This is a genomic window from Collinsella aerofaciens (assembly GCF_040915545.1).
In the GTDB taxonomy this organism is placed as follows: Bacteria; Actinomycetota; Coriobacteriia; order Coriobacteriales; family Coriobacteriaceae; genus Collinsella; species Collinsella aerofaciens_BE.
In genome coordinates this window covers 1-19749 of sequence record NZ_JBCPDH010000032.1, presented here as the reverse complement: position 1 = coordinate 19749, position 19749 = coordinate 1, and the positions used below count along the sequence as shown (strand labels likewise).

Sequence of the window (19749 nt, the reverse complement as noted above, 5' to 3'; positions counted from 1 at the left end):
AATAGCAGTTCGGGGCCGATTAGCAGCAGTTTTGCCAATGCAAGCAGTTGACGCTGCCCGCCCGAAAGATCGTACGGATGGCGTCCATCCAGACCCGACAACCCCAAGCTCGCCGCACGCTCCCGCGCCAAGTTCTCGTCATATCCGCAGGTTGAGGCCCATTCCATCAGCTCATCGCGAACCGTCTCGGCAACCAGCAATGCTTTGGGATTCTGAGGCAGCAGCGCCGCCGAGGCCGCTCCGCGCACCATGCGGCCGCGCTGCAGCTTGGCGGTCTTCGCCAGCACCGAAAGCATCGTCGACTTACCGCATCCGTTGCCGCCCACGATCGCATGCACCGCACCGGCCGAAAACGACGCATCGAGCCCGCGCAGCACCCAGCCGGACGCTCGATCGTAGCGAAACCAGCCTTCCGACAGGGTGGTAGCCGACCCGCCGTGCATTTTTTGGAGTATTCTGCTTCCATCCGTGCGCGAGAAGGCTTCCAAGCCGTTCTCGAGCGACGTTTGCGCCACAAATTCGGACGATTTGTCCAATTCCAAACTTTTTTTCGCGCTCGATACGTCCCCGGGCGGCTCCAGAGAGCCCAAATTGTCCTCACGCCTGCTGAATACTCCGTTTTTTGCACATCGGATGGCACCCCACCCCAACGTGTCATCGGAAAACAGCGATTCTCGGCATACCAAAGAAGCCATATCCGCCGCCTCGTGCACGCGGCCATCCTCAATCCGGTACGCACACGTCGCGTATTCGAGCATTGGGCGCGGCTGATGCGTCGCCACAACAACCGTGCAGCCCAGCTCGCGATTCACACGAAACAGCGCGTGCAGGAAATTCTTCTCGGCAACGGGATCGAGCTGAGACGTGGGCTCGTCGAGCAGCAGCACGCGCGGGCGCAGCGCCAGGACGGCGGCAAGCGACAGCAGCTGCTTGCGGCCACCCGAAAGCGTATCGGTATCACGATGAAGCCAGTCCTCCAGACCAAAGAAATAGCTGGTCTCGGCAACACGGCGGCGCATCTCGTCGCGCGACACACCCAGATTCTCTAGGCCAAACGCCATCTCGTGCCACACGGTTTCGCACACGATCTGGTTCTCGGGATCCTGGAACACATAGCCCACGCGCTCCGCCGATGCCCGCACGTCCATGTCGGCAACGTTCTCGCCCAGCACGCTCAGTTCGCCAGTGCGCTCGCCCGCCGGAGCGATCTCGGGCTTGAGCAGCGACAGCAGCGTCGACTTACCCGATCCGGTACCGCCAACAAGCAGCGCAAATGCACCTTGGGGAACAGACCAGTCGAGCCCCTCGAGCACCGCAGCATCAGCATCGGGGTAGGCAAAGCTCAGGCTCCGCACCTCAATCGCCGGCGCGGCCGAGCCATATGCCACACCCGCCGCCGAGCTCCTATCCAACCGAGCCATCAGCCAAACCTCTTCTCATCAATCGCGTGCGACGCGCAAGGCAGCATCATCCAGGCAGCGTACACGACATAGCCCAGCCACGGCGCCGGCACCGAGAGCTGCGGATAAAACGAATACCGTGTCGTCGCGGTCGCCGCCACGGCCACCGCGGCAGCACCAAACAGCGCGAGCCCGACCAGCGCGGCAGCGTCGCCGCGCCCTAGCCGATACCGCGCGTACGTCGTGCGACGCGTCGCGGCGCCCCACCCGCGCCAGCGCATGGCGTCGGCGCGCTCAAGCGAATCTTCCATGCCCCAGCCCATCAGTACGCTCGATGCCCGCAGGCGCGATCGCACGGGATCGGTGGGCGCACGCCCCGGCACATCGATCGCGTCCTGTACCGCCAGCACCGTGCGGCCGCGGCGCAAAAACTGTGGGATAAGCCGCATGCACATCGAGATCATGAGCGCGATCACCGGCGCGGCGTTGCCCAACAGTGCGAGCACCTTGTCGTATTCGAGCATCGACGCCGCGGCCTCAAACCACAGCACGCTCGCCACAAACAGCCCGCCCATGCACAGGCCGTAAACCATGCTCTCCAGATACACCGCGCGCATGCCAATACGAAACACCTCCGTCGAGCCCGAGGCGCTAAACAGCGGATTGAGCACCGCGATGATCAAAATCACCGGCAGCTGCCAGCGAAGCGCCCCCAACGTGCGCGCAGCACCGCGCGTCGCAAACCCGTACGCCAACCCGCCCGCAAGCGACAGCGCGATCAGCACCGGCTGCATCGAGAACATGGTGAGCCCCAGCGTCAACACAATATAGAGTGCCGGCACCGCCGGATGCGACATCGAAAATGCCGCGACGGGTCCGTTGCCCGATTCCTCTCGCATGATATCCACGGGCACCCCCATCCCCTCGCTCAAAACGTCAACGCCGCAGCGCCGCCGCCATACACAACCAGCGCAAACACTGCGTCAGCGTCACCGACATCGGCCGTCGCGCATCAATCGTTACGCGCTCATCATATGCCTGCGGTATCATATTGCGCCGTGTATCGTTTCCAAACACACGTCTCTATAACGTAACAGGAGATCACATGGACGCAACCGCAATTATCCTCGCTGCCGGCGAGGGCACCCGCATGAAGTCGAACCACTGCAAGGTTTCGCACAAGATCCTGGGCAAGCCCATGGTCCAGTGGATCGTCGACGCCACCATCAAGGCCGGCTGCAGCCGCGTCGTGGTCGTCATCGGCAGCCACGCCGACGAGATGCGCGCCCTCATCGACGGCGCCTACGCCAGCAGCGCCACCAAGGTCGAGTGCGTCGAGCAGACCGAGCGCCTGGGCACCGGTCACGCCGTGAAGGTCGCGCTCGAGGCCTGCGGCATCACGCAAGGCCCCGTCGTCGTGCTCAACGGCGACCTGCCGCTCATCACCGCCGACACCGTCGCCAAGTTCGCGCAGACCGTCGCCACCGGCGAGCTCGCCTGCACCGTCATGACCATGACCCCGCCCGACCCCTTCGGCTACGGCCGCATCAAGCTGGGCGCCGACGGCCAGATTGAGCGCATCATCGAGCAGAAGGACTGCACGCCCGAGCAGGCCGCCACGCTGCTGGAGTGCAACGCCGGCTGCTACGCCTTCGACGGCGCGCAGCTCGCCGCCCACATTAACGAGATCGGCAACGACAACGCGCAGTCCGAGTACTACCTGCCCGACATGCTCGAGATCCTCAAAGGCCATGGTCAGGCAGTCTCCATCTTCCACTGCGACGACTACCGCGACGGCCTGGGCGTCAACAGCCGCATCCAGCTCGCGCAGCTCACCGCCATCGCGCGCGACCGCATCAACGAGCACTGGATGGCCGAGGGCGTCACGTTCATCGACCCCACGCAGGCCTGGATCGGCCCCGATGCCATTATCGGCCGCGACACCGTCGTGTGGCCGCAGACGCACCTGATCGGCCACGTCACCGTGGGCGAGGAGTGCCAGCTCGGCCCCAACAGCCGCCTCACCGACACCACCGTCGGCAGCGGCTGCACCATCGATGAGACCATCGCCATCGAGGCCGTCATCGAGAACGGCGTCGACTGCGGCCCGCGTGCCTACCTGCGCCCAGGCACTCACATGCTCGACGGCTCCAAGGCCGGCACGCACGTGGAGATCAAGAAGTCCACGATCGGCGAGGGCTCCAAGGTGCCGCACCTGTCCTACATCGGCGACACGACCATGGGCTCCGGCGTCAACGTGGGCGCGGGCTCCATCACCTGCAACTACGACGGCGTCCACAAGCACAAGACCGTCATCGGCAAGGATGCCTTCATCGGTTCCGACACCATGATGGTCGCGCCCGCCCAGATTGGCGACGGCGCACTCGTGGCCGCCGGCTCCGTCATCACCGAGCCGGTCCCGGCCGACGCACTCGGTCTGGGCCGCGCCCGTCAGGTAAATATTGAGGGCTGGGCCGCCGATTATCGCCGCCGTCTGCACGAGGACGACGAGGTATAACGTTTTACCAAGCATCTAAGGAGCTGTTCCCATGGGGGCGGCTCCTTTTTCTATCGTGACCTGCGCAACCGGATGAGTGGTCGGTTCGTGTCCGTTGACGGTAAAGACGTTATCAAGACCCGATTAACCCCGTCGCGCGGTTACAATGCAACAAGGCATCTATATGGCATTCGATATAAAGGAGAAGGGTAATGCCGATTAATGATCCCGAGAAGTCGGAGAATATGCGCAAGTCCATCCGCGTGTATTCCGGTTCCTCCAACCGTCCCCTCGCTCAGAAGATCGCTGAGTACCTTGGGGTCGAGCTTTCGGGCCTTACGCTAAAGCAGTTCGCCAACGGTGAGATTTACGCCCGCTACGACGAGACCGTCCGCGGCGCCGACGTCTTCCTGATTCAGTCCGTGGCCGGCGGCAACGTCAACGACATGCTCATGGAGCTGCTCATCGCCACCGACGCTGCCAAGCGCGCATCCGCCCGCTCCATCACTGCCGTTATCACCCACTACGGCTATGCCCGCCAGGACCGCAAGGCCGGCCCGCGCGAGCCCATCACCGCCCGCCTCGTCGCCAACCTGCTCGAGCGCGCCGGCGTCAACCGCATCATCACCCTCGACCTGCACCAAGGCCAGATCCAGGGCTTCTTTGATATCCCGGTCAACCACCTGTCCGCACTGCCGCTGTTTGGCCAGTACTACAACGACATGCACTTCGACACCGATAACCTGGTTGTCGTCTCCCCCGACGTGGGTCGTGCCAAGGCCGCCAAGAAGCTGTCCGACATGCTCGGCTGCGACCTGGCCATCGCCCACAAGGGCCGTCCGCGCCACAACGCCGCCGAGGTCATGGGCATCATCGGTGACATCAAGGGCAAGACCTGCATCATCAACGACGACATGATCGACACCGCTGGCACCCTGTGCGCCAACGTCAAGGAGCTCAAGGCTATGGGCGCTGGCGACATCTACGTCTGCGCCACCCACGGCATCTTCTCCGGTCCGGCCATCGAGCGTCTGAACGACGCCCCGATCGTCGAGTGCCTCGTCACCGACGCCATTCCTGTCGAGGTCGGCGGCAAGATCAAGACCATCTCGGTCGCCGAGGAGTTCGCTCAGGCCATCTCCGCCGTTTACCACGAGGAGCCCGTCTCCACGCTCGTCGGCGGCGACTTCGCGCTGTAGTCGCATCGTCCTTGTAACCCGGCGCATCGCCGTCGGAACAGAAGAAACCCCCGCGCTCCCCCTTGCTTCGCAAAGGTCGCGCGGGGGTTTCTTCTGTTCCGACGGCTCGCTCTGCCGCGGCCGCGCTTTTGTCTGGTGGGATTTCGCTGAAGCAAAGCCTCGCCTTCGGCGGGCGTGGTAGCCTTTGTCGTTGATTGAACTATTTGTGTAACGGAAGGACAAATATGGCAGCTGCACAGCCGCTTAAGATTCGCATGGTTGCCGGGCTTGGCAACCCGGGCGAGGAATATGCCGAGACCCGCCACAACGCCGGTTTTAAGGCGATCGACGAGCTGGCCCGTCAGGCCGGCGTCACGTACTGGAAAAACCAAGCAGGCGCCGAGGTCGCGCTCATCAACATCAACGATGCCGAGGAAGAGAACGGCAAGCGCCAGATTGTACTGGTCAAGCCGCAGTCGTACATGAACACCTCGGGCGGGCCCATCTCCAAGCTCTGCCGCGAGTACAAGATCAAGGCCGAGGAGCTGCTCGTGATTCACGACGAGCTCGATATTCCCGCCGGCGACGTGCGTGTTAAGGTGGGCGGCGGCCACGCCGGTCACAACGGCCTGCGCTCCATCATCGACAAGATGGGCAGCCGCGACTTCAGCCGCATCCGCACCGGCATCGGCAACCCTCCCGGCAAGATGGCTGTCGCCGACTACGTGCTTAAGCAGCTGCGCGCCCGCGAGGCCGAGGATTTCCAGGACACCTGTGCCCGCGCCGCCGACGCCGCCGGTCTGGCCATCGTCCACGGCGTAATCTACGCCCGCGATCACGTAAACGGCGCCGCTTCCGCCAACGGCAAGCACTAAAACCTATCATTTAGGGACAGGTTTATTTTGGCAAGTTTTACCTGCGGAAACTCCCCAGTTGCGGCATCGCAATCAACCGCGCGCCGACATACATGCATAGCACCCCAAAGGGGGCCGGCCTCATCACAGCCCGAGGCCGGCCCCCTTTGCCGTTTTACCTGATAAAACCGACCAAAATAAACTTCTCCCCCTTTGATAGGCCAAAGTGGATAAACCCTGCTCCCAACCGCCGAAGACACACGTAAGTGACATGTCCATGAGGGTATAATTTGCACCGTATGTCTGCACAACGCCTGTGCACGTACGGTTTTATTCGGGCTACCGTCCATTTCCGTGGAGGCACGGTTCGGCGGCCCTAACAAGAGAGGGGTTCTATGTATAAGATCCTGGAGAAGACGCAGTTCTCGGAGAAGGTGTTCAAGTTCCGCATCGAGGCGCCCGCAATCGCCAAGCATGCGCACGCTGGACAGTTCCTCATGGTTCGCGCCAACGAGACGGGCGAGCGCGTCCCGTTTACCCTAGCTGGCTGGAACGGTGACGAGGGCTGGGTCGAGTTCATCTTCATGGTGATCGGCAAGACCACCGAGATGCTTTCCACCTACGAGGCCGGCGAGTCGCTGCGCGACGTCGTGGGCCCGCTGGGCGTTCCCACCGAGATGGCCGAGGGCCCCTGCGCCGTCATTGGCGGCGGCGTCGGCCTGGCAATTGCCTTCCCGGTCGCCAAGCACCTGGTCGAGACCGGTCACGAGGTTCACGCCATCATGGGCGCCCGCACCAAGGACCTCCTGCTCATGGAGGACCAGTTCCGCGAGCTCCTCGACGAGGACCACATCCACATCACCACTGACGACGGCTCCTACGGCGAGCAGGGCGTTGTCACCGCTCCGCTGGAGCGCCTGCTGCAGGACAAGGCCGTGAGCCAGGTCTTCTGCGTTGGCCCCGTTCCGATGATGAAGTTCTCGACCCTCACCGCCCAGAAGTACGACACCCCCATCACCGCGTCGCTCAACCCCATCATGGTTGACGGCACCGGTATGTGCGGCTGCTGCCGCGTCGAGGTGGGCGGCGTGACCAAGTTCGCTTGCGTCGACGGCCCCGACTTCGATGCCACCCTGGTCGACTGGGATGACCTTCGTGCCCGCCAGGCCGCTTACCGTTCCGAAGAGGGCGAGTCCCTCAAGGCCTATGAGGAAAAGAGCTGCGCATGCCACTAGTTAACGGTCGTTTCGTTGCCGATATGAAGTCGCCCCGTACCCCCGATAACGAGGAGCCGGCTGCCGAGCGTGCCTGCGACTTCCGCCCCGTCGACAAGGGCTTCACCGAGGAGATGGCGCTGGCCGAGGCCGAGCGCTGCCTCAACTGCAAGAAGCCGTTCTGTGTTGAGGGCTGCCCCGTCAACATCAACATCCCCCGCTTTATCGAGCAGATCCGCGCGAAGGACTTCGGCGGCGCTCTCGATACCATCCGCGAGGACTCCATGCTTCCCGCTATCTGCGGCCGCGTCTGCCCGCAGGAGAACCAGTGCGAGGGCAAGTGCATCCGTGGTAAGAAGTCCGAGCCCGTGGCCATCGGCCAGCTCGAGCGCTTCCTGGGTGACCGCCCCGAGCTCGCCTCCACGCCCAAGATGGCCCCCAAGAACGGCAAGAAGGTCGCCGTCGTCGGCTCCGGCCCGTCCGGCATCACCTGCGCCGGCGAGCTCGCCCGCAACGGCTTTGACGTCACCGTCTTCGAGGCCTTCTTCACCGGCGGCGGCGTGCTGGTCTATGGCATCCCCGAGTTCCGTCTGCCCAAGGCAGTCGTCAAGCGCGAGATTGACGGCCTGGAGGACATGGGCGTCAAGTTTGAGTACAACTCCGTCGTGGGCAACATGGCCACGGCCGAGGAGCTGTTCGAGCAGGGCTTCGACGCCATCTACGTGGCGACCGGCGCCGGCCTGCCCAAGTTCCTCAACGTCCCCGGCGAGAACCTGCCCAACGTCTTCTTCGCCAACGAGTACCTCACCCGCGTGAACCTGATGAAGGCCAACAAGTTCCCCGAGTACGACACCCCCACCAAGCACGGCAAGAACGTCGTCGTCTTTGGTGGCGGCAACGTGGCTATGGACGCCGTCCGTACCGCCAAGCGCCTGGGCGCCGAGCACGCCATCATCGCCTACCGTCGTACCGAGGATGAAATGCCCTGCCGTCGCGCTGAGCTGCACCATGCCAAGGCCGAGGGCGTCGAGGTTCTGCCGCTCGTCTCCCCGCTCGAGTTTGTCGCTGGCGAGGACGGCTCCGTGTGCGCCGTCAAGGTCCAGAAGATGGAGCTCGGCGAGCCCGACGAGTCCGGCCGCCGTCGCCCGGTGCCCATCGAGGGCGCCATCGAGGAGATCCCCTGCGACGTCGCGATCTCGGCTATCGGCACCAACGCCAACCCCTTCGCAAAGAAGATCGGCGGCAAGATGGAGCTCAACAAGTGGGGCTACATCGTCGCCGACGAGGAGACCGGCCAGACCACCGATCCCCGCATCTGGGCTGGCGGCGACATCGTCACCGGTGCCGCTACGGTCATTCTGGCGATGGGCGCCGGCAAGAAGGCCGCCGCTTCCATCACCAAGAGCCTGCTGGGCGAGTAATCACCTACAGCGCTAGCTACCAAACGGCAAAGCCCCCGTCGAGCTCACGCCCGGCGGGGACTTTTTCTATACCGGCCGCCCAAACCACAGCAAAGGTGCCTGTCCCCTTTGTGGTGGTTTTGGTCAGCTAGCCTTCGAGCTGCGCCACCTTGTAGCGGTAGGCCGCGGCGATGACGTCCTTGCAGCCTTCGCGGCCCAGCTTGGCGCGGTTGACGACGATGTCTTTACCGCTCGTCATCTTCCACTTGCCGGCGCTATAGCGCTTATAGAACGCCTCGCGCGCCTTCTGCTGCTGTTTGACCAGCTTGGCGCCCTTCTTTTTGTTAAGGCCACGCTTCTTGCGCACAATCTCGACGCGGTCCTCAAAGGGTGCGGTCACCAACACGGCAATGTGGTTGGGGTTGTTGCGCAGCAGGTAATCGGACAGACGGCCTTCGATAATGCAGCTCTCGGTCTCGCCCAGATCCAAAATCACCTGGCTCATCTTTTGGAACAACTTATCCGAGTACGAACGCGCATCGTAGCGGTCGGGCAGAAACGCCATGTTCTCCACGGCCAGACGCTCATCATAGGCGGCCATCTTATCGAGCGACTCGCCCGCGCGCAGCGACGCACGTACCAGCAGCTCGTTATCGTACAGCGGAATCCCCAACTCGTCGGCAAGCATGCGGCCAATCTCGTGGCCCTCGGCGCCAAAGTCGCGCGCGATGGTAATGACCACAGGATTCTTCTTATTCTCCAGATCGCTCATCGCGATTCCTTTCTAGCAAATGAGAAATAGGCGATTCCTGATTCCCATTTTGCCACTTACGACCGTCCTGGTTTCCCAAGTGCGACAGATTGCCCCGAAAGAGGAGCGCCGCGTACTAAATGTACGCAAGCGACGATTGAGAGGCAAGGTGCCGTGCTTGGGAAACCAGGACTATGCGGCTACGATACGGCGTTGATAAGCCCTCACCAGCAGCGAGATACCAAAGTTGAGCACAAAGTACATCGCAAACACCAGGCCGTAGAGCATAAGAACCTGCGACAGGTCGATCGCATGGGCCATCACGACATTTGCCGTGTACATGAGCTCGGCCACGTTAATGCCCGAAAGATACGAGCTGTCCTTAATGACAGTCGTGCACTGGCTAAACAGCGCCGGAATGATCGTCTTAAATGTCTGCGGCAGAATGATGTAGCGCATGGTGGCAAAGAAGCCGAAGCCCTGGCTCTGCGCCGCCTCAAACTGGCCGCGCGGAATCGAGTTGAGGCCGCCGCGCACAATCTCGGCCATAACAGCGCTGGTAAACAGCGTAAAGGCGATGGTCGAAATCACAATGTCCAAACCCTGCACCGTAAAGTAGATAAACAGGATCCACAGCAGGTTCGGCGTGCAACGGAACAGCTCGATATAGGCGCTCACCAAAATACGGAACGGGCGGGGCGCATAGCTTTTAACAAGCGCCAGCACCGTGCCAAAGATGAGCGAGAAAAAGATCGACAGCGCCGAGATCTCGATGGTCTTAACAAAGCCGCCCCAAATGTAGAGCAGGTTGGTCGCGTTGAAGATTTCCATGCGCTAGGCCTCCTCTACGTTGTCGAGCCCCAGCTCGGCCAGGCTCACGCCGCGCGGACGCTCCTTGGAGCGGCGCTCGAGCCACTGTACCAGCATGGCGAGCGGAAAGCAGATGATGAAGTACATAAGGCAGCAGACGATGTATCCCTGCAGGTAACCGTACAGACTCACAAAGTTGTCGGAACGGTACATAAGGTCGCCGCCGGCCACAAGCGCCAGCACCGACGTGTTCTTGACCAGGTTGAGCGCCTGGTTACACAGCGGCGGCAGAATGATCTTGAATGTCTGGGGCAGCACGATGTACCAGTACGCCTGCGCACGGGTGAAGCCCTGGCTCTGGGCCGCCTCCATCTGACCGCGCGGAACCGCCTCGATACCGGTGCGGATGACCTCCGAAATGTAGGCCGCGTGATACAGGCCCACACCCAAGAAGCCCAGCACAAACGGCGCGATGCGCACCGGCTGGTCGGCACCGGTTATGGCCTGCAAAAACTGCGGACCGGCCATGTACATAAAGAGCACCTGCACGGGCAACGGGGTGTTCTGGTAAAACTCCACGTACACGCGGCTTATGGCGCGCAGCACGCGCGAGCGAGTGGTAGAGAACACGCCCAGCAGTGTGCCCAGCACCAGCGACAGCAGCAGACCGGCAACGACCACCTGCAGCGTCACGCCAAAGCCCTCCCAGAAGGGCCCCATGTTTTGAAATGTCGTCGACCAACGGTCGGCGTCAAATAATCCTTCGAGCATTTGATTCCTTCCTTGGACGATGTGCCTATACAAGACCCCAGGTCTTGACCTCTTGGTCGAGCCAGCCATCGGCCAGGCGATCGCAAATCACCTGATCGACCACGGCCGAAAGGTCGCAGCCCTTCTTGGTCGCCACGCCGTAGCCCTGCTCGCCAAACTTGACCTCGGGCTGCAACAGCTCAACGGTCTCGTTCATGTAACCGGCCAGCGTGGAGCGGTCCATGGCAAAGACGTCGATATTGCCGGCGTCGAGCGAACTCTTGATGATGGGATAACCGCTAAAGGCCCTAAACTCGGGCTTGCAGTTAAAACCGTTGTCCTTGATCATTTGCTCGATCAGGCCCTGCGTGGTGGCACCCTGGCTCACACCAATGACCTTGCCATCCAGATCCTCAATCGAGGTAAAGCCCGAACGCTTCTTGACCATGAGTCCCACGTAGTCGGTGCGATACGGCGTCGAGAAATCCCAGCTCTTCTTGCGCTCGTCGGTGATGGTGTAGGTCGCCGCGACCACGTCAAGTTGGCCGTTATCGATCAGCGGGCCGCGCGTCTTGGGCGTTACGTCGGTAAACTCGACGAGCTCCTGGACACGGGCCTCCTTGTAGCCCACACCAAAAACGGCAGCGGCGATCTGGTAGCACAAATCGACTTCCATGCCCTCAAAGCGACCCTTGGCGGTGTCGTAATAGCCATAGCCGGGAACGTCCTTCTTAACGCCGGCATTCAGATGGCCACGCGACTTGATGGCCGCAAGCTTGGACCCCTTGTCGGAGCCCTCGCCGCTGGCGGAGTTGCCGCAACCGGTAAGCGCGGTCTCCGTCAGCGCAAGCATGCCGGCACCAGCCAGCTGCAGAAAGTGACGGCGCGATACGGCCGCCCTCGTCATATCCGTCATGTCCATCACCGCGCCTAGTGCAGAATCTTGGACAGGAACTCGCGGCAGCGCGGGTTTTCGGGATTATCGAAGAAGTGCTCGGGCGTGCCCTCCTCCAGGATGCGGCCGTCCTCCATGAAGATGACGCGATCGGCCACCTGGCGCGCGAAGCCCATCTCGTGCGTCACGCAGATCATGGTGATGTCCTCCTGCGCGAGCTCAATCATAACGTCTAGAACCTCCTGGACCATCTCGGGGTCGAGCGCCGAAGTCGGCTCGTCAAACAGGATGATGGGCTGCTTGGTGCACAGGGCACGAGCGATGGCGATGCGCTGCTGCTGACCACCCGAGAGATTCTGCGGATACTCACCGGCCTTATGCGCCATGCCGACGCGCTTGAGCGCGGCGATGGCGATCTCGGTCGCCTCCTCCTTGCTCTTCTTTTGCAGCTTGATGGGCGCGAGCGTCAGGTTGCCCAACACCGTCATGTTGGGATACAGGTTGAACTGCTGAAACACCATGGAACTATACTTGCGAGCCATCTCCAGGTGATTCTTTTTGGTGAGCGGTGTACCGTCAATGATGACCTCGCCCGACGTGGGCTCCTCAAGATAATCGACGCAACGGATGAGCGTCGACTTGCCAGAGCCGGAAGGCCCGATCATTACGAGTTTCTCGCCGCGCTTGACGGTAAGGTTGATATCTTTGAGCACATGCAGATCGCCAAAGTACTTGTTGAGATGCTTGATCTCGATCATGTCTGCCATGAATGTCCCTTCCCTGCGTTTACATGAGTTGAACTATTGTACGGAAAGAACCACGTTTCCGCAGCCCACACTACATTCCCGTAAAGAACCCGCAACCTTTAACCCGCTCATTGGGGACAGGCTTAAATGAGTACCCACCCATTGGGCACTCATTTAAGCCTGTCCCCAATGAGCGCTTCCAACCGCCCTTGTTGAGCATAAGTCAGCGAAAACCCGTACACGCGAGCAAGGTGACGTGAAATGAAAGGGCGCAGACCTTATGGTCGCGCCCTTGAAATTGAACGTCAGATTGCTCGCGTGTACGGGTTTGCAGCGTCGAGCCGTTACGCGGTTTGGTAAAACCGCGTAACAAATTACGCAAGCTTTGCGCCGACGATCTTTGCCGCCGCAGGCTTGTCAAAGTTGCCTCCGGTGGCCTTGCCGAGCGCACCCATGACCTGGCCCATCTGCTTCTTGGACGTGGCGCCCAGCTCGGCGATAACCTGATCAATCAGGGCTTCGAGCTCCTCGCCCGAAACCTGCGCGGGCAGCAGGCTCTCCAGAATCTTGACCTGCTCGGTCAGGTTGTCGGTACGCTCTTGGTCGGTGCCAGCCTTGATGGACATCTCCAGCGTCTCGCTCGTCTGCTTAATCAGACGCTTGATCATACTGTTGACGTCTTCCTCGGTCACATCGCGGCGCTCGTTGACCTCGATATTCTTCACCTCGGCCTTAACCTGGCGAATGATGGACAGGCGAACCTTGTCCTTAGCCTTCATGGCCGCAATCATTTCCTTCTGCAGCTCTTCGTTAGTCATCTGCAAATCCTCCTCAATAGTGCGGGCGGCACTCACGCGAGCGCCGCCCCATGATTACTTAGTCGTCGACGAATCGTCGGTCGGACTCTTGGTGACGCCCTTCAGGCTGACGTTGTACGGCACGTCCTTGGGCATGGGGTTAACGGTGATGTCGGCGTCCTTCTTGTACTGCTCCAGCCACTCGCTGTACGCGGTGCTTGCCGCCTGCGTCTTCACCACGTTGGAGACGTACTTCTTGATCTCCTTGGGCACCTGCTTAATGTCATCGACCTGATTATCGACATGGAAGTAGTCGGTGCACTTGATGATGTGATAACCATAGGTCGACTCGACGACGTCGCTCACATCGCCCTTATTGAGTCCCCCGAGTGCCGCCTGATAGCTGTCGACGAAGGTAGTGAGCTTGTCCCAGCCCACATCGCCCTTCTTCTCCTTGGAGCCGGTGTCGTCAGAGTACTGCTTCACGGCATCCTCAAAGCTCAGCTCGCCGGAGTTGATCTTGTCCAGGCACTCCTGCGCCTTGGCCTTGGCGGCAGCCTTGTCCTCGTCGGAAGCGTCGGAATCGACCTTGATCAGGATATTCGACGAACGACGGGCATCGTTGTAGTTGGACAGGTTCTCATTGATGTAATCGACAATCTCGCTGTCCTTGGGCTTGCTGGTGGGTGCCACGGCATCCTTGAGCTTCTGCTGCGCCAGGCTCTCCTTGAGCGAATCCTTGTAGGTGTCCTCGGTGTAGCCGTAGGTCTTAAGCGTCTTCTTAAAGGTCTTGGCACCGCCCGCGCTCTTGCACGCGTCCTTCCAAGCCTTCTCGACCTCCTTGTCCGACACCGTCACGCCGTTTTCCTTCTGCGCCTGCTGAAGCAGAATCTGCTGCGCGTAGGAGTCGATGAGCTGCTTGCGGTACTTCTTGGGTGTGAGGTCGTTGTCGACCAGGTACTGTGCCCAGTCCTTGTCCTTGGTGTAGCCGTAGGACGTGCGCATGCTCATGATCTGCTTGGTCACGGTGTCCTCGGTGAGGTTGGTGCCGTTGATGGTAGCAGCCACGCCACCAGTAAGCTTATAGCCCGAGCTGGCACTTTCGGTCTGCGACATCAGGCCGGAGCACGCCATGGCCGAGACGGAAAGCAGCATCGCCAGCACGCCGATGACCACCAGGACAATCTTGACGGTCTTGGACACATAGGTCTTGCGCTGCTTCTTACGAGAGCTGGAGGCGGCGCGGGACCGCTGCTCGGGCGTCGGCGCGGCCTCGGGGTTCTTTTTCTTGTTTGCCATGTTTGGCCTTTCGCATCACGAATCGAACAAACGCCATTGTGTCACAACGCAGCCCCCGCGGCACACCTGGTGCATGGGGGACAGGTTAATCTGCACCATTTTGGTGCAAAGGGGACAAGTCTGGCAGTTGGCAATTAGGGACGTTCCTTTTCTGCCGGCAGTTAGGGACAGTCCCCCAGCGCCGACCTTAAAAGTGGCGACGGATGGCGTCGACCATGCCCTGCGGCGTGGTTTGGCCGAGTACATCGGCTGCGGCATCGGCATCCATAAAGATATTCATGAGCGCTTGCAGGGCCTCGACTTGCCCGCCCGGCTCGGCAATGCCCAGGTTGATGATGATCTGCGCCGGCACCGGGGCACCCATGCCCGCCATGGCATTAAACGTCACGGTCGATGCGGGCTTCACCACCGCGATATAGGGCTTAGCCACAAACCCCGGATCGGTGTGCGGGATGGCGATGTTGGCCGCCGGCATGGCAAGGCCCGTGGGATAGGCATCCTCGCGCGCGCGGACGGCATCGAGCCAACCGGATGTAATGTAGCCGCGCGGGGCAAGCTCACCCTCGAGGCGCGCAAACACCTCACCCGGCGTCGCGCACTCCCAATCAAAAAACACCAGCTCAGGCGAGAATAGCATCTCGGCGTTATCCGCCATACCGTCCTCCAAAGTTGCATGAGGTTCACAATGCCCCATATGATAGCGAAACGAGACAGGCAAGGTTAGTTTAGGATCCCAATCATATCGAGTGCGCGGGCAGGCGTCAGGCAAACTTCGGGCATCTCCTCCAGCATGCGCCGGTCGCTCGTGACTACGTAGTCAACGTCTGCCGTCTCGCCCGAAGCGATGATGAGGTTGTCTTCAAGATCCGGCATGCGCTTGCCAAGCATGCGCGCCATCTCGCACTCTGCCAACGAAAGCGGAGAGGCGGTTGCCACCTGCATCATGTGCTCAATGCAGGCCCATGACGCCGAGGCAAACGACACGTTCATCCCATTCACGTTCCGCCGGGCTAGACGCCGAGGCAAAAGATAGAATACATCCTTTGCCGTCGTTGGCGCATACAGAAGGTCGATCTTTCCTGCCTCGGCCAGTTCAACCAATCTTCTCGCTTCGTCGAACGCCCCCTCTTGCAGGTAATAATCGAGCCAAACGTTCGTATCTACCAAGAGATGCTTTGCCTCAATCATCAGCAATTCGCCTCGATGTCGGCAATCATCGCATCATACATATCATCCCGTACGGCATCCCAGTCTTCCGCCGAAGATTCGGCCGGTGCAAAATCCGACGCGCTCAGCCCCAACGAAGAAAAAGCCAGGCCACTTCCCTGCTCGGCCAGACTCTCCGCACGGGATGCCTCGCGCTTATCCGCTACCATAAATCCCGGCAACGTTTGATGCTCGACGAGATAGGCCCAAAGCGCACGAATGGCATCGCTCGGCCCCAGTCCATTGCGAGTGAGGACCGCATCGCCACCAGCTTTGATCATAGGATCGATTCGCGTGTTGAGCTGCACTGTTGCTGTACCCATAGCGGCTCCTTCCTACTTGCTAGCAGTATAGCAAACCTGTTAGGTCACACAAAAGGGCCCCGACCGAGAACGGACGAGGCCCTGTCAGATTGGTAGTGTCGAGAAAGGTGGTGTAGCGCCCGATCCGAAGCGAGTCGGCCTGGCGTCCAAGAATCTAGAATACGATTGATGCCCTATGCCGCCGACCGGCATATGAAAGCCAGCGGGCCAAAAGCCCCATGGCTTCTAGCCCGCAGAAACATCGATGTTTCCAAATGATCGTAGCTTGTGCTTCAAGCGCTTTTCTACGCTACCGGCGGATGCAAATCCCAATCGGGAAAGCAGTTTGCGAAGCCCGTGAGATTTTGGGTCAAAACATTGTTCTCAGCTTGCTTCAGTCGCTCGTCCTCTTCAAACAGACTATCGAGCTCGCTCAATGCATCGAGGTCCTGCATTGCAGCATCGTTATGGTCGAAATCAGTCACTTCATCAGCCATCTTTTTCACTCCATTCATGGATTATCGAGACAAATCCTACCGGCTAGGCAACCTTTTCAAGCTTAAGCAGGTCGCTGCGCTCGGCCGCAGCTTCCTTCGCGCTCTTCCACTGATTAAGCGCCAGATCGATCTCGGAACAGCCTTCCTGGATGCGTTTGGAGTATTTGGCCTCAATCTCTTCTGCCTCCGTAGCGCGCTGCTTGCCCGAGAGGCTCGTCTTTACTAGACAATAGCCAGCCCCCGCAAGAAGCAGAATGCCAATAACCTGGTTTACAAACGCAAAGAAAGCTACTCCCAAAACAGCGAGGACAACGGCCGCTATCTTGTGGCTCTTGTTGCCCTTCGCAACCTTGACATCAAGCTCAGCGAGCTCCTTTTTCTTCTCTTCACCGACATAGCGAACATAATCGCCGCGCAGCGCATTACCCTCATCGCCGGTAACCGCCCTGCTTGTCCATCCGTCGAAGTCAAGGGTGATCGCCTGCGGAAATTCGGGGATGTCGCTCTTGCGATACCGGTTGAAACCACCGTTGATATAGGAACCCAAAAACTGAATCGCGGTCTTCTTCTTATGCACATCCACAGACGCACTCTGGTCGCGCATCGAGCGTGTCATCTGGTCGATGATGTTCATCGTCTGCTGACGCTTCTCATCGCGGCGACGATTGACGAGCTCTCGGGCGCGCTCCACGTCTCCGCCAAATGCCTTGACCGCAAGAAGATACTCCTCCTGGCGGCGCAAATTTCGCTCCTTGGAGTCATCGGAGTTAACGAGCTCCATCAAATGCCTGTCAACCTGCTCGGCAAGCGTCCTCTCGTCAACATCAGAAGCCTTGAGGTCGGCGAAGTCATTGGAGATGCTCTCGATTGCCTCGACTTTTCCGAGATACTTATTGATGTAGTCAAACTCCTTGACCACCACCTTGAGCGCCGGATATCTCGAACTCATATCCTCCTCGTAGCCGGTAAAGTACTCCGCCCATGACTCTGACTGCTCATTCTCGAACTCAGGGCTCTGATTTCTGATCTGCTCGATCCAGCCCGCCATATAGTCGTCGCACAGGTGCTTTTCGTCGGTTCCAAAGATGCCGTTGATATAGGCATCGATGTAGACCATCGCATCGGCATCGATGCGGGCGGCGTTTTGCGTCGAGAAGTAGCGCGCTAACCATTCGTAGCACGTAGCCGTGCGGTTATTACGTCTGCAGATCAGAGCCATCGCAAGCGACGTGTGCTCGTTGTCACGTTTGACAGCCTCGCGTATTGCGCGCTCTGCAAGATCTCGGTTGTTGTTGATCCATGCCGCAAGGGCAACCAGGACAGGTGCCAGCCAGTAGTCCGGGGTAGAGATCATTAACTCCTCGGAGACCGTCGAAATCGTCGCCTTGCGCACGAGCGCCGCATCGGTTGCCTGGAGAATACCGACCATTGTGTTTCGAACCACTGAGTAGTTGCCGAACTTTTTGTCCATCTCCTGCCGGACGCTCACGAGCTCCGTAGTCGCCTGCTCAAGTGCGGCGGTACGACGCTGCTCGAGCATCATCTCGAGAAAGTCCTTTCGGAGCTTTTTAAGGTCCTTCCGCACTTCCTCCATTTGCGATTCGACCTTATCGACCTTCGTGGTCATCTGGTCAACTTTTGTTCCAATAGCGGCGATCCTGCGCTCGATAAGGACAGTATCTACTCCCGAATCACTCATCTGTACCACCTTTCAGTTTGCACTGTTTAGATCATCCAATAGCTTTAAGCGAGTAAGCGCCCGCCATCTGCTTTATTGAGAGGCCATGCTTCGGTATTGCTCGGACACCTGCTGATAGGCCACAAGAAACTTCTGTTTGTATTGGCTTGCCTTCATCGAATTGACGATGCGACCGACGGGCTCCACATAGTGTTCGAAAAAGTACGAAGTCCTTCTTCGTAACGCAAACGAACCAGTTTTATAGGGGGACCCGGGGTTCTCTCTAATGCCCTTGAGTAGTGCAAGACACGTTTTGGGTGTATTGCAGTTGGCGGCAATATCTTGATAGAAACTCTCCCGCTCTGCAGTCATAAAGTCTTCCGAAGCATACCGCGCTATGCAGAACGGGCACACAGCATCGATAAAGTTCTCAAGTCGAGACCGATCCTCCATGCTCTGCATATTGGCGACCACGAGCGATACCATCTGAACCTCAAAGTCACGCATGTTGTAGAGCGTCGACTCAAACAAGTCGATCAAGTCACGCACCTCATCATATTCGAGAGGGATATCTTCGGCCCTTTTAAAGAAAACCGTCATCGAACCCGAAAGACCTTCGCAAAACTCATCGCAGTACGCAACCATAAACTGTGCCGCCGCGTTGTCTTGCATCATATTGAGCACGTCCGCGGCAAATTTGCGGGCCTCCGGGAAGTTGCCGCCCTTAAAAAACTTGATGGCATTGTCCTTGGCAAACGCGATTTTGCCCGTGGCCCCCAGACGCGCCCGCGAATAGTACATCTCGCGACCGCACTGGTTGCAATGAACCTTTCGAGTTGCGGGGTCAAACTCGACATCGGTGCTGCCGCAGCCCTCGCAAGTTATTCCGTTGATTTCCAATAGCTTCCCCCACTTCAACCATCAAAGTGCCCTGGTAAAAAGCAGCGCGAGCCCTTATTTGACAGCGGTCAGCGCCGCATTGCGCTTTTTCCAGATATTGCGCGCATCATGGACAAGGCCAACCGTAACATCTGCCGGCTCATCGGCACTCATGGAATTCGAGACCGCCTCAAGCGCGGCGGAGAACTGTCGCTCGATCTCTTGAACATGGGGGTGCGACATGTTGGAACTAAAGGAGATGTCATCCTTGAGCCCTTTGAGTTCGGCTTTAACCTGAGCGTCCTCCGCTACGGCAAGAAGCTGCCCCACATATGATCCGAACTGTGCCGTTTGAACCGTCTTTGCGAGGGCGGCGGCAACCTTTTGGTCTGCCCGGCGGGCATAGGAGCCAAGACCCATCTGCACAAGGACAAGCACAACGAGAAGAACAACGTTTGCGACAACCGGGATCGTGCTGCCGCCCCACCCATACGCCACAAACGCAAAGTACGTATTGGCAAGACGATATGAGAAAGCCATTTGGGTCGCCTCCCCCGCGGCGCAGCTTCTTTCCGCGGGCTCGGGATGCCACAATG

General features: G+C 59.6%; 21 protein-coding genes. 5 read left to right on the top strand and 16 right to left on the bottom strand.

Going from position 1 to position 19749, the window contains the following annotated elements; translation table 11 throughout:
* Together AB5202_RS08680 and AB5202_RS08675 are read right to left on the bottom strand one after the other, a co-directional pair.
* On the bottom strand, positions 1 to 1421 hold a 1421-nt coding region (locus AB5202_RS08680; protein ID WP_368147510.1), incomplete at its 3' end, for an ATP-binding cassette domain-containing protein.
* Positions 1421 to 2299, bottom strand: a complete 879-nt coding sequence (locus AB5202_RS08675) for an energy-coupling factor transporter transmembrane component T (protein WP_368144297.1) — start codon at positions 2297 to 2299, stop codon at positions 1421 to 1423. The genes AB5202_RS08680 and AB5202_RS08675, both read right to left, overlap by 1 nt.
* A 206-nt stretch (positions 2300 to 2505) precedes the next feature.
* Here AB5202_RS08675 and glmU point away from each other — a divergent pair, with 206 nt between their 5' ends.
* The 5 genes from glmU to gltA all read left to right on the top strand — a co-directional run bounded on the left by glmU (position 2506) and on the right by gltA (position 8564).
* Positions 2506 to 3918 carry a bifunctional UDP-N-acetylglucosamine diphosphorylase/glucosamine-1-phosphate N-acetyltransferase GlmU gene (gene glmU / locus AB5202_RS08670; RefSeq protein ID WP_368144295.1) on the top strand — a complete coding sequence of 471 codons (1413 nt, stop codon included), beginning with the start codon at positions 2506 to 2508 and terminating at the stop codon, positions 3916 to 3918.
* 191 nt (positions 3919 to 4109) lie between these two features.
* Positions 4110 to 5096: a ribose-phosphate diphosphokinase gene (locus tag AB5202_RS08665; RefSeq protein WP_022094252.1), complete on the top strand. Its 987-nt coding sequence runs from the start codon at positions 4110 to 4112 to the stop codon at positions 5094 to 5096.
* Between the two features lie 224 nt (positions 5097 to 5320).
* Complete coding sequence (pth, locus tag AB5202_RS08660; RefSeq protein ID WP_195621613.1) at positions 5321 to 5950, top strand: aminoacyl-tRNA hydrolase; 630 nt, start codon at positions 5321 to 5323, stop codon at positions 5948 to 5950.
* A gap of 374 nt (positions 5951 to 6324) precedes the next feature.
* Complete coding sequence (locus tag AB5202_RS08655) at positions 6325 to 7164, top strand: sulfide/dihydroorotate dehydrogenase-like FAD/NAD-binding protein (RefSeq protein ID WP_006235793.1); 840 nt, start codon at positions 6325 to 6327, stop codon at positions 7162 to 7164.
* Positions 7155 to 8564, top strand: a complete 1410-nt coding sequence (gltA, locus tag AB5202_RS08650) for an NADPH-dependent glutamate synthase (protein ID WP_022094914.1) — start codon at positions 7155 to 7157, stop codon at positions 8562 to 8564. The genes AB5202_RS08655 and gltA overlap by 10 nt, the downstream gene beginning before the upstream one ends.
* 127 nt (positions 8565 to 8691) lie before the next feature.
* On the opposite strand, the gene AB5202_RS08645 is transcribed toward gltA, so the two are convergent.
* From AB5202_RS08645 to AB5202_RS08580, 14 genes are all read right to left on the bottom strand, one after another.
* Positions 8692 to 9315 (bottom strand): cytidylate kinase-like family protein, encoded by a 624-nt coding sequence (locus tag AB5202_RS08645; RefSeq protein ID WP_055251542.1) that lies wholly within the window; start codon positions 9313 to 9315, stop codon positions 8692 to 8694.
* 171 nt (positions 9316 to 9486) lie between these two features.
* Positions 9487 to 10125, bottom strand: a complete 639-nt coding sequence (locus AB5202_RS08640; RefSeq protein ID WP_055285379.1) for an amino acid ABC transporter permease — start codon at positions 10123 to 10125, stop codon at positions 9487 to 9489.
* 3 nt (positions 10126 to 10128) lie between these two features.
* Positions 10129 to 10875, bottom strand: a complete 747-nt coding sequence (locus AB5202_RS08635) for an amino acid ABC transporter permease (protein ID WP_035136546.1) — start codon at positions 10873 to 10875, stop codon at positions 10129 to 10131.
* Between the two features lie 25 nt (positions 10876 to 10900).
* The gene (locus tag AB5202_RS08630) at positions 10901 to 11776 is read right to left on the bottom strand and encodes a transporter substrate-binding domain-containing protein (RefSeq protein ID WP_368144450.1); all 876 of its coding nucleotides are present in this window, start codon (positions 11774 to 11776) and stop codon (positions 10901 to 10903) included.
* Positions 11777 to 11784: 8 nt separating this feature from the next.
* A complete protein-coding gene (locus AB5202_RS08625) occupies positions 11785 to 12516 on the bottom strand; it encodes an amino acid ABC transporter ATP-binding protein (RefSeq protein WP_055251548.1) in 732 nt (243 codons plus the stop codon).
* Positions 12517 to 12869: 353 nt separating this feature from the next.
* Positions 12870 to 13313: a GatB/YqeY domain-containing protein gene (locus AB5202_RS08620; protein WP_152076380.1), complete on the bottom strand. Its 444-nt coding sequence runs from the start codon at positions 13311 to 13313 to the stop codon at positions 12870 to 12872.
* Between the two features lie 54 nt (positions 13314 to 13367).
* Positions 13368 to 14591, bottom strand: a complete 1224-nt coding sequence (locus tag AB5202_RS08615; protein ID WP_215692902.1) for a peptidylprolyl isomerase — start codon at positions 14589 to 14591, stop codon at positions 13368 to 13370.
* Positions 14592 to 14778: 187 nt separating this feature from the next.
* Positions 14779 to 15246 carry a PTS sugar transporter subunit IIA gene (locus AB5202_RS08610; protein WP_215692900.1) on the bottom strand — a complete coding sequence of 156 codons (468 nt, stop codon included), beginning with the start codon at positions 15244 to 15246 and terminating at the stop codon, positions 14779 to 14781.
* Positions 15247 to 15311: 65 nt separating this feature from the next.
* The gene (locus AB5202_RS08605) at positions 15312 to 15779 is read right to left on the bottom strand and encodes a PIN domain-containing protein (protein ID WP_204986881.1); all 468 of its coding nucleotides are present in this window, start codon (positions 15777 to 15779) and stop codon (positions 15312 to 15314) included.
* The gene (locus AB5202_RS08600) at positions 15779 to 16120 is read right to left on the bottom strand and encodes a type II toxin-antitoxin system RelB/DinJ family antitoxin (protein WP_368144449.1); all 342 of its coding nucleotides are present in this window, start codon (positions 16118 to 16120) and stop codon (positions 15779 to 15781) included. The genes AB5202_RS08605 and AB5202_RS08600 overlap by 1 nt, the downstream gene beginning before the upstream one ends.
* 284 nt (positions 16121 to 16404) lie before the next feature.
* A complete protein-coding gene (locus AB5202_RS08595; RefSeq protein ID WP_156599436.1) occupies positions 16405 to 16596 on the bottom strand; it encodes a hypothetical protein in 192 nt (63 codons plus the stop codon).
* 43 nt (positions 16597 to 16639) lie between these two features.
* Positions 16640 to 18295, bottom strand: a complete 1656-nt coding sequence (locus tag AB5202_RS08590; protein ID WP_195644874.1) for a hypothetical protein — start codon at positions 18293 to 18295, stop codon at positions 16640 to 16642.
* 72 nt (positions 18296 to 18367) lie between these two features.
* Complete coding sequence (locus AB5202_RS08585; RefSeq protein WP_161161664.1) at positions 18368 to 19174, bottom strand: hypothetical protein; 807 nt, start codon at positions 19172 to 19174, stop codon at positions 18368 to 18370.
* Between the two features lie 54 nt (positions 19175 to 19228).
* On the bottom strand, positions 19229 to 19693 hold the full coding sequence (locus tag AB5202_RS08580; RefSeq protein WP_368144448.1) for a hypothetical protein: 465 nt from the start codon (positions 19691 to 19693) through the stop codon (positions 19229 to 19231).
* Between the last annotated feature and the right edge of the window lie 56 nt (positions 19694 to 19749).

Excerpts from the sequence above, each read along its gene's own strand:
- AB5202_RS08625 (WP_055251548.1), bottom strand. The coding sequence starts at position 12,516 with ATGGCAGACATGATCGAGATCAAGCATCTCAACAAGTACTTTGGCGAT.
- gltA (WP_022094914.1), top strand. The coding sequence starts at position 7,155 with ATGCCACTAGTTAACGGTCGTTTCGTTGCCGATATGAAGTCGCCCCGT.
- AB5202_RS08635 (WP_035136546.1), bottom strand. The coding sequence starts at position 10,875 with ATGCTCGAAGGATTATTTGACGCCGACCGTTGGTCGACGACATTTCAA.
- pth (WP_195621613.1), top strand. The coding sequence starts at position 5,321 with ATGGCAGCTGCACAGCCGCTTAAGATTCGCATGGTTGCCGGGCTTGGC.
- AB5202_RS08600 (WP_368144449.1), bottom strand. The coding sequence starts at position 16,120 with ATGGGTACAGCAACAGTGCAGCTCAACACGCGAATCGATCCTATGATC.
- AB5202_RS08615 (WP_215692902.1), bottom strand. The coding sequence starts at position 14,591 with ATGGCAAACAAGAAAAAGAACCCCGAGGCCGCGCCGACGCCCGAGCAG.
- AB5202_RS08675 (WP_368144297.1), bottom strand. The coding sequence starts at position 2,299 with ATGCGAGAGGAATCGGGCAACGGACCCGTCGCGGCATTTTCGATGTCG.
- AB5202_RS08595 (WP_156599436.1), bottom strand. The coding sequence starts at position 16,596 with ATGGCTGATGAAGTGACTGATTTCGACCATAACGATGCTGCAATGCAG.
- AB5202_RS08620 (WP_152076380.1), bottom strand. The coding sequence starts at position 13,313 with ATGACTAACGAAGAGCTGCAGAAGGAAATGATTGCGGCCATGAAGGCT.
- AB5202_RS08665 (WP_022094252.1), top strand. The coding sequence starts at position 4,110 with ATGCCGATTAATGATCCCGAGAAGTCGGAGAATATGCGCAAGTCCATC.
- AB5202_RS08610 (WP_215692900.1), bottom strand. The coding sequence starts at position 15,246 with ATGGCGGATAACGCCGAGATGCTATTCTCGCCTGAGCTGGTGTTTTTT.
- AB5202_RS08640 (WP_055285379.1), bottom strand. The coding sequence starts at position 10,125 with ATGGAAATCTTCAACGCGACCAACCTGCTCTACATTTGGGGCGGCTTT.
- glmU (WP_368144295.1), top strand. The coding sequence starts at position 2,506 with ATGGACGCAACCGCAATTATCCTCGCTGCCGGCGAGGGCACCCGCATG.
- AB5202_RS08605 (WP_204986881.1), bottom strand. The coding sequence starts at position 15,779 with ATGATTGAGGCAAAGCATCTCTTGGTAGATACGAACGTTTGGCTCGAT.
- AB5202_RS08645 (WP_055251542.1), bottom strand. The coding sequence starts at position 9,315 with ATGAGCGATCTGGAGAATAAGAAGAATCCTGTGGTCATTACCATCGCG.
- AB5202_RS08630 (WP_368144450.1), bottom strand. The coding sequence starts at position 11,776 with ATGGACATGACGGATATGACGAGGGCGGCCGTATCGCGCCGTCACTTT.
- AB5202_RS08655 (WP_006235793.1), top strand. The coding sequence starts at position 6,325 with ATGTATAAGATCCTGGAGAAGACGCAGTTCTCGGAGAAGGTGTTCAAG.
- AB5202_RS08590 (WP_195644874.1), bottom strand. The coding sequence starts at position 18,295 with ATGAGTGATTCGGGAGTAGATACTGTCCTTATCGAGCGCAGGATCGCC.
- AB5202_RS08580 (WP_368144448.1), bottom strand. The coding sequence starts at position 19,693 with ATGGCTTTCTCATATCGTCTTGCCAATACGTACTTTGCGTTTGTGGCG.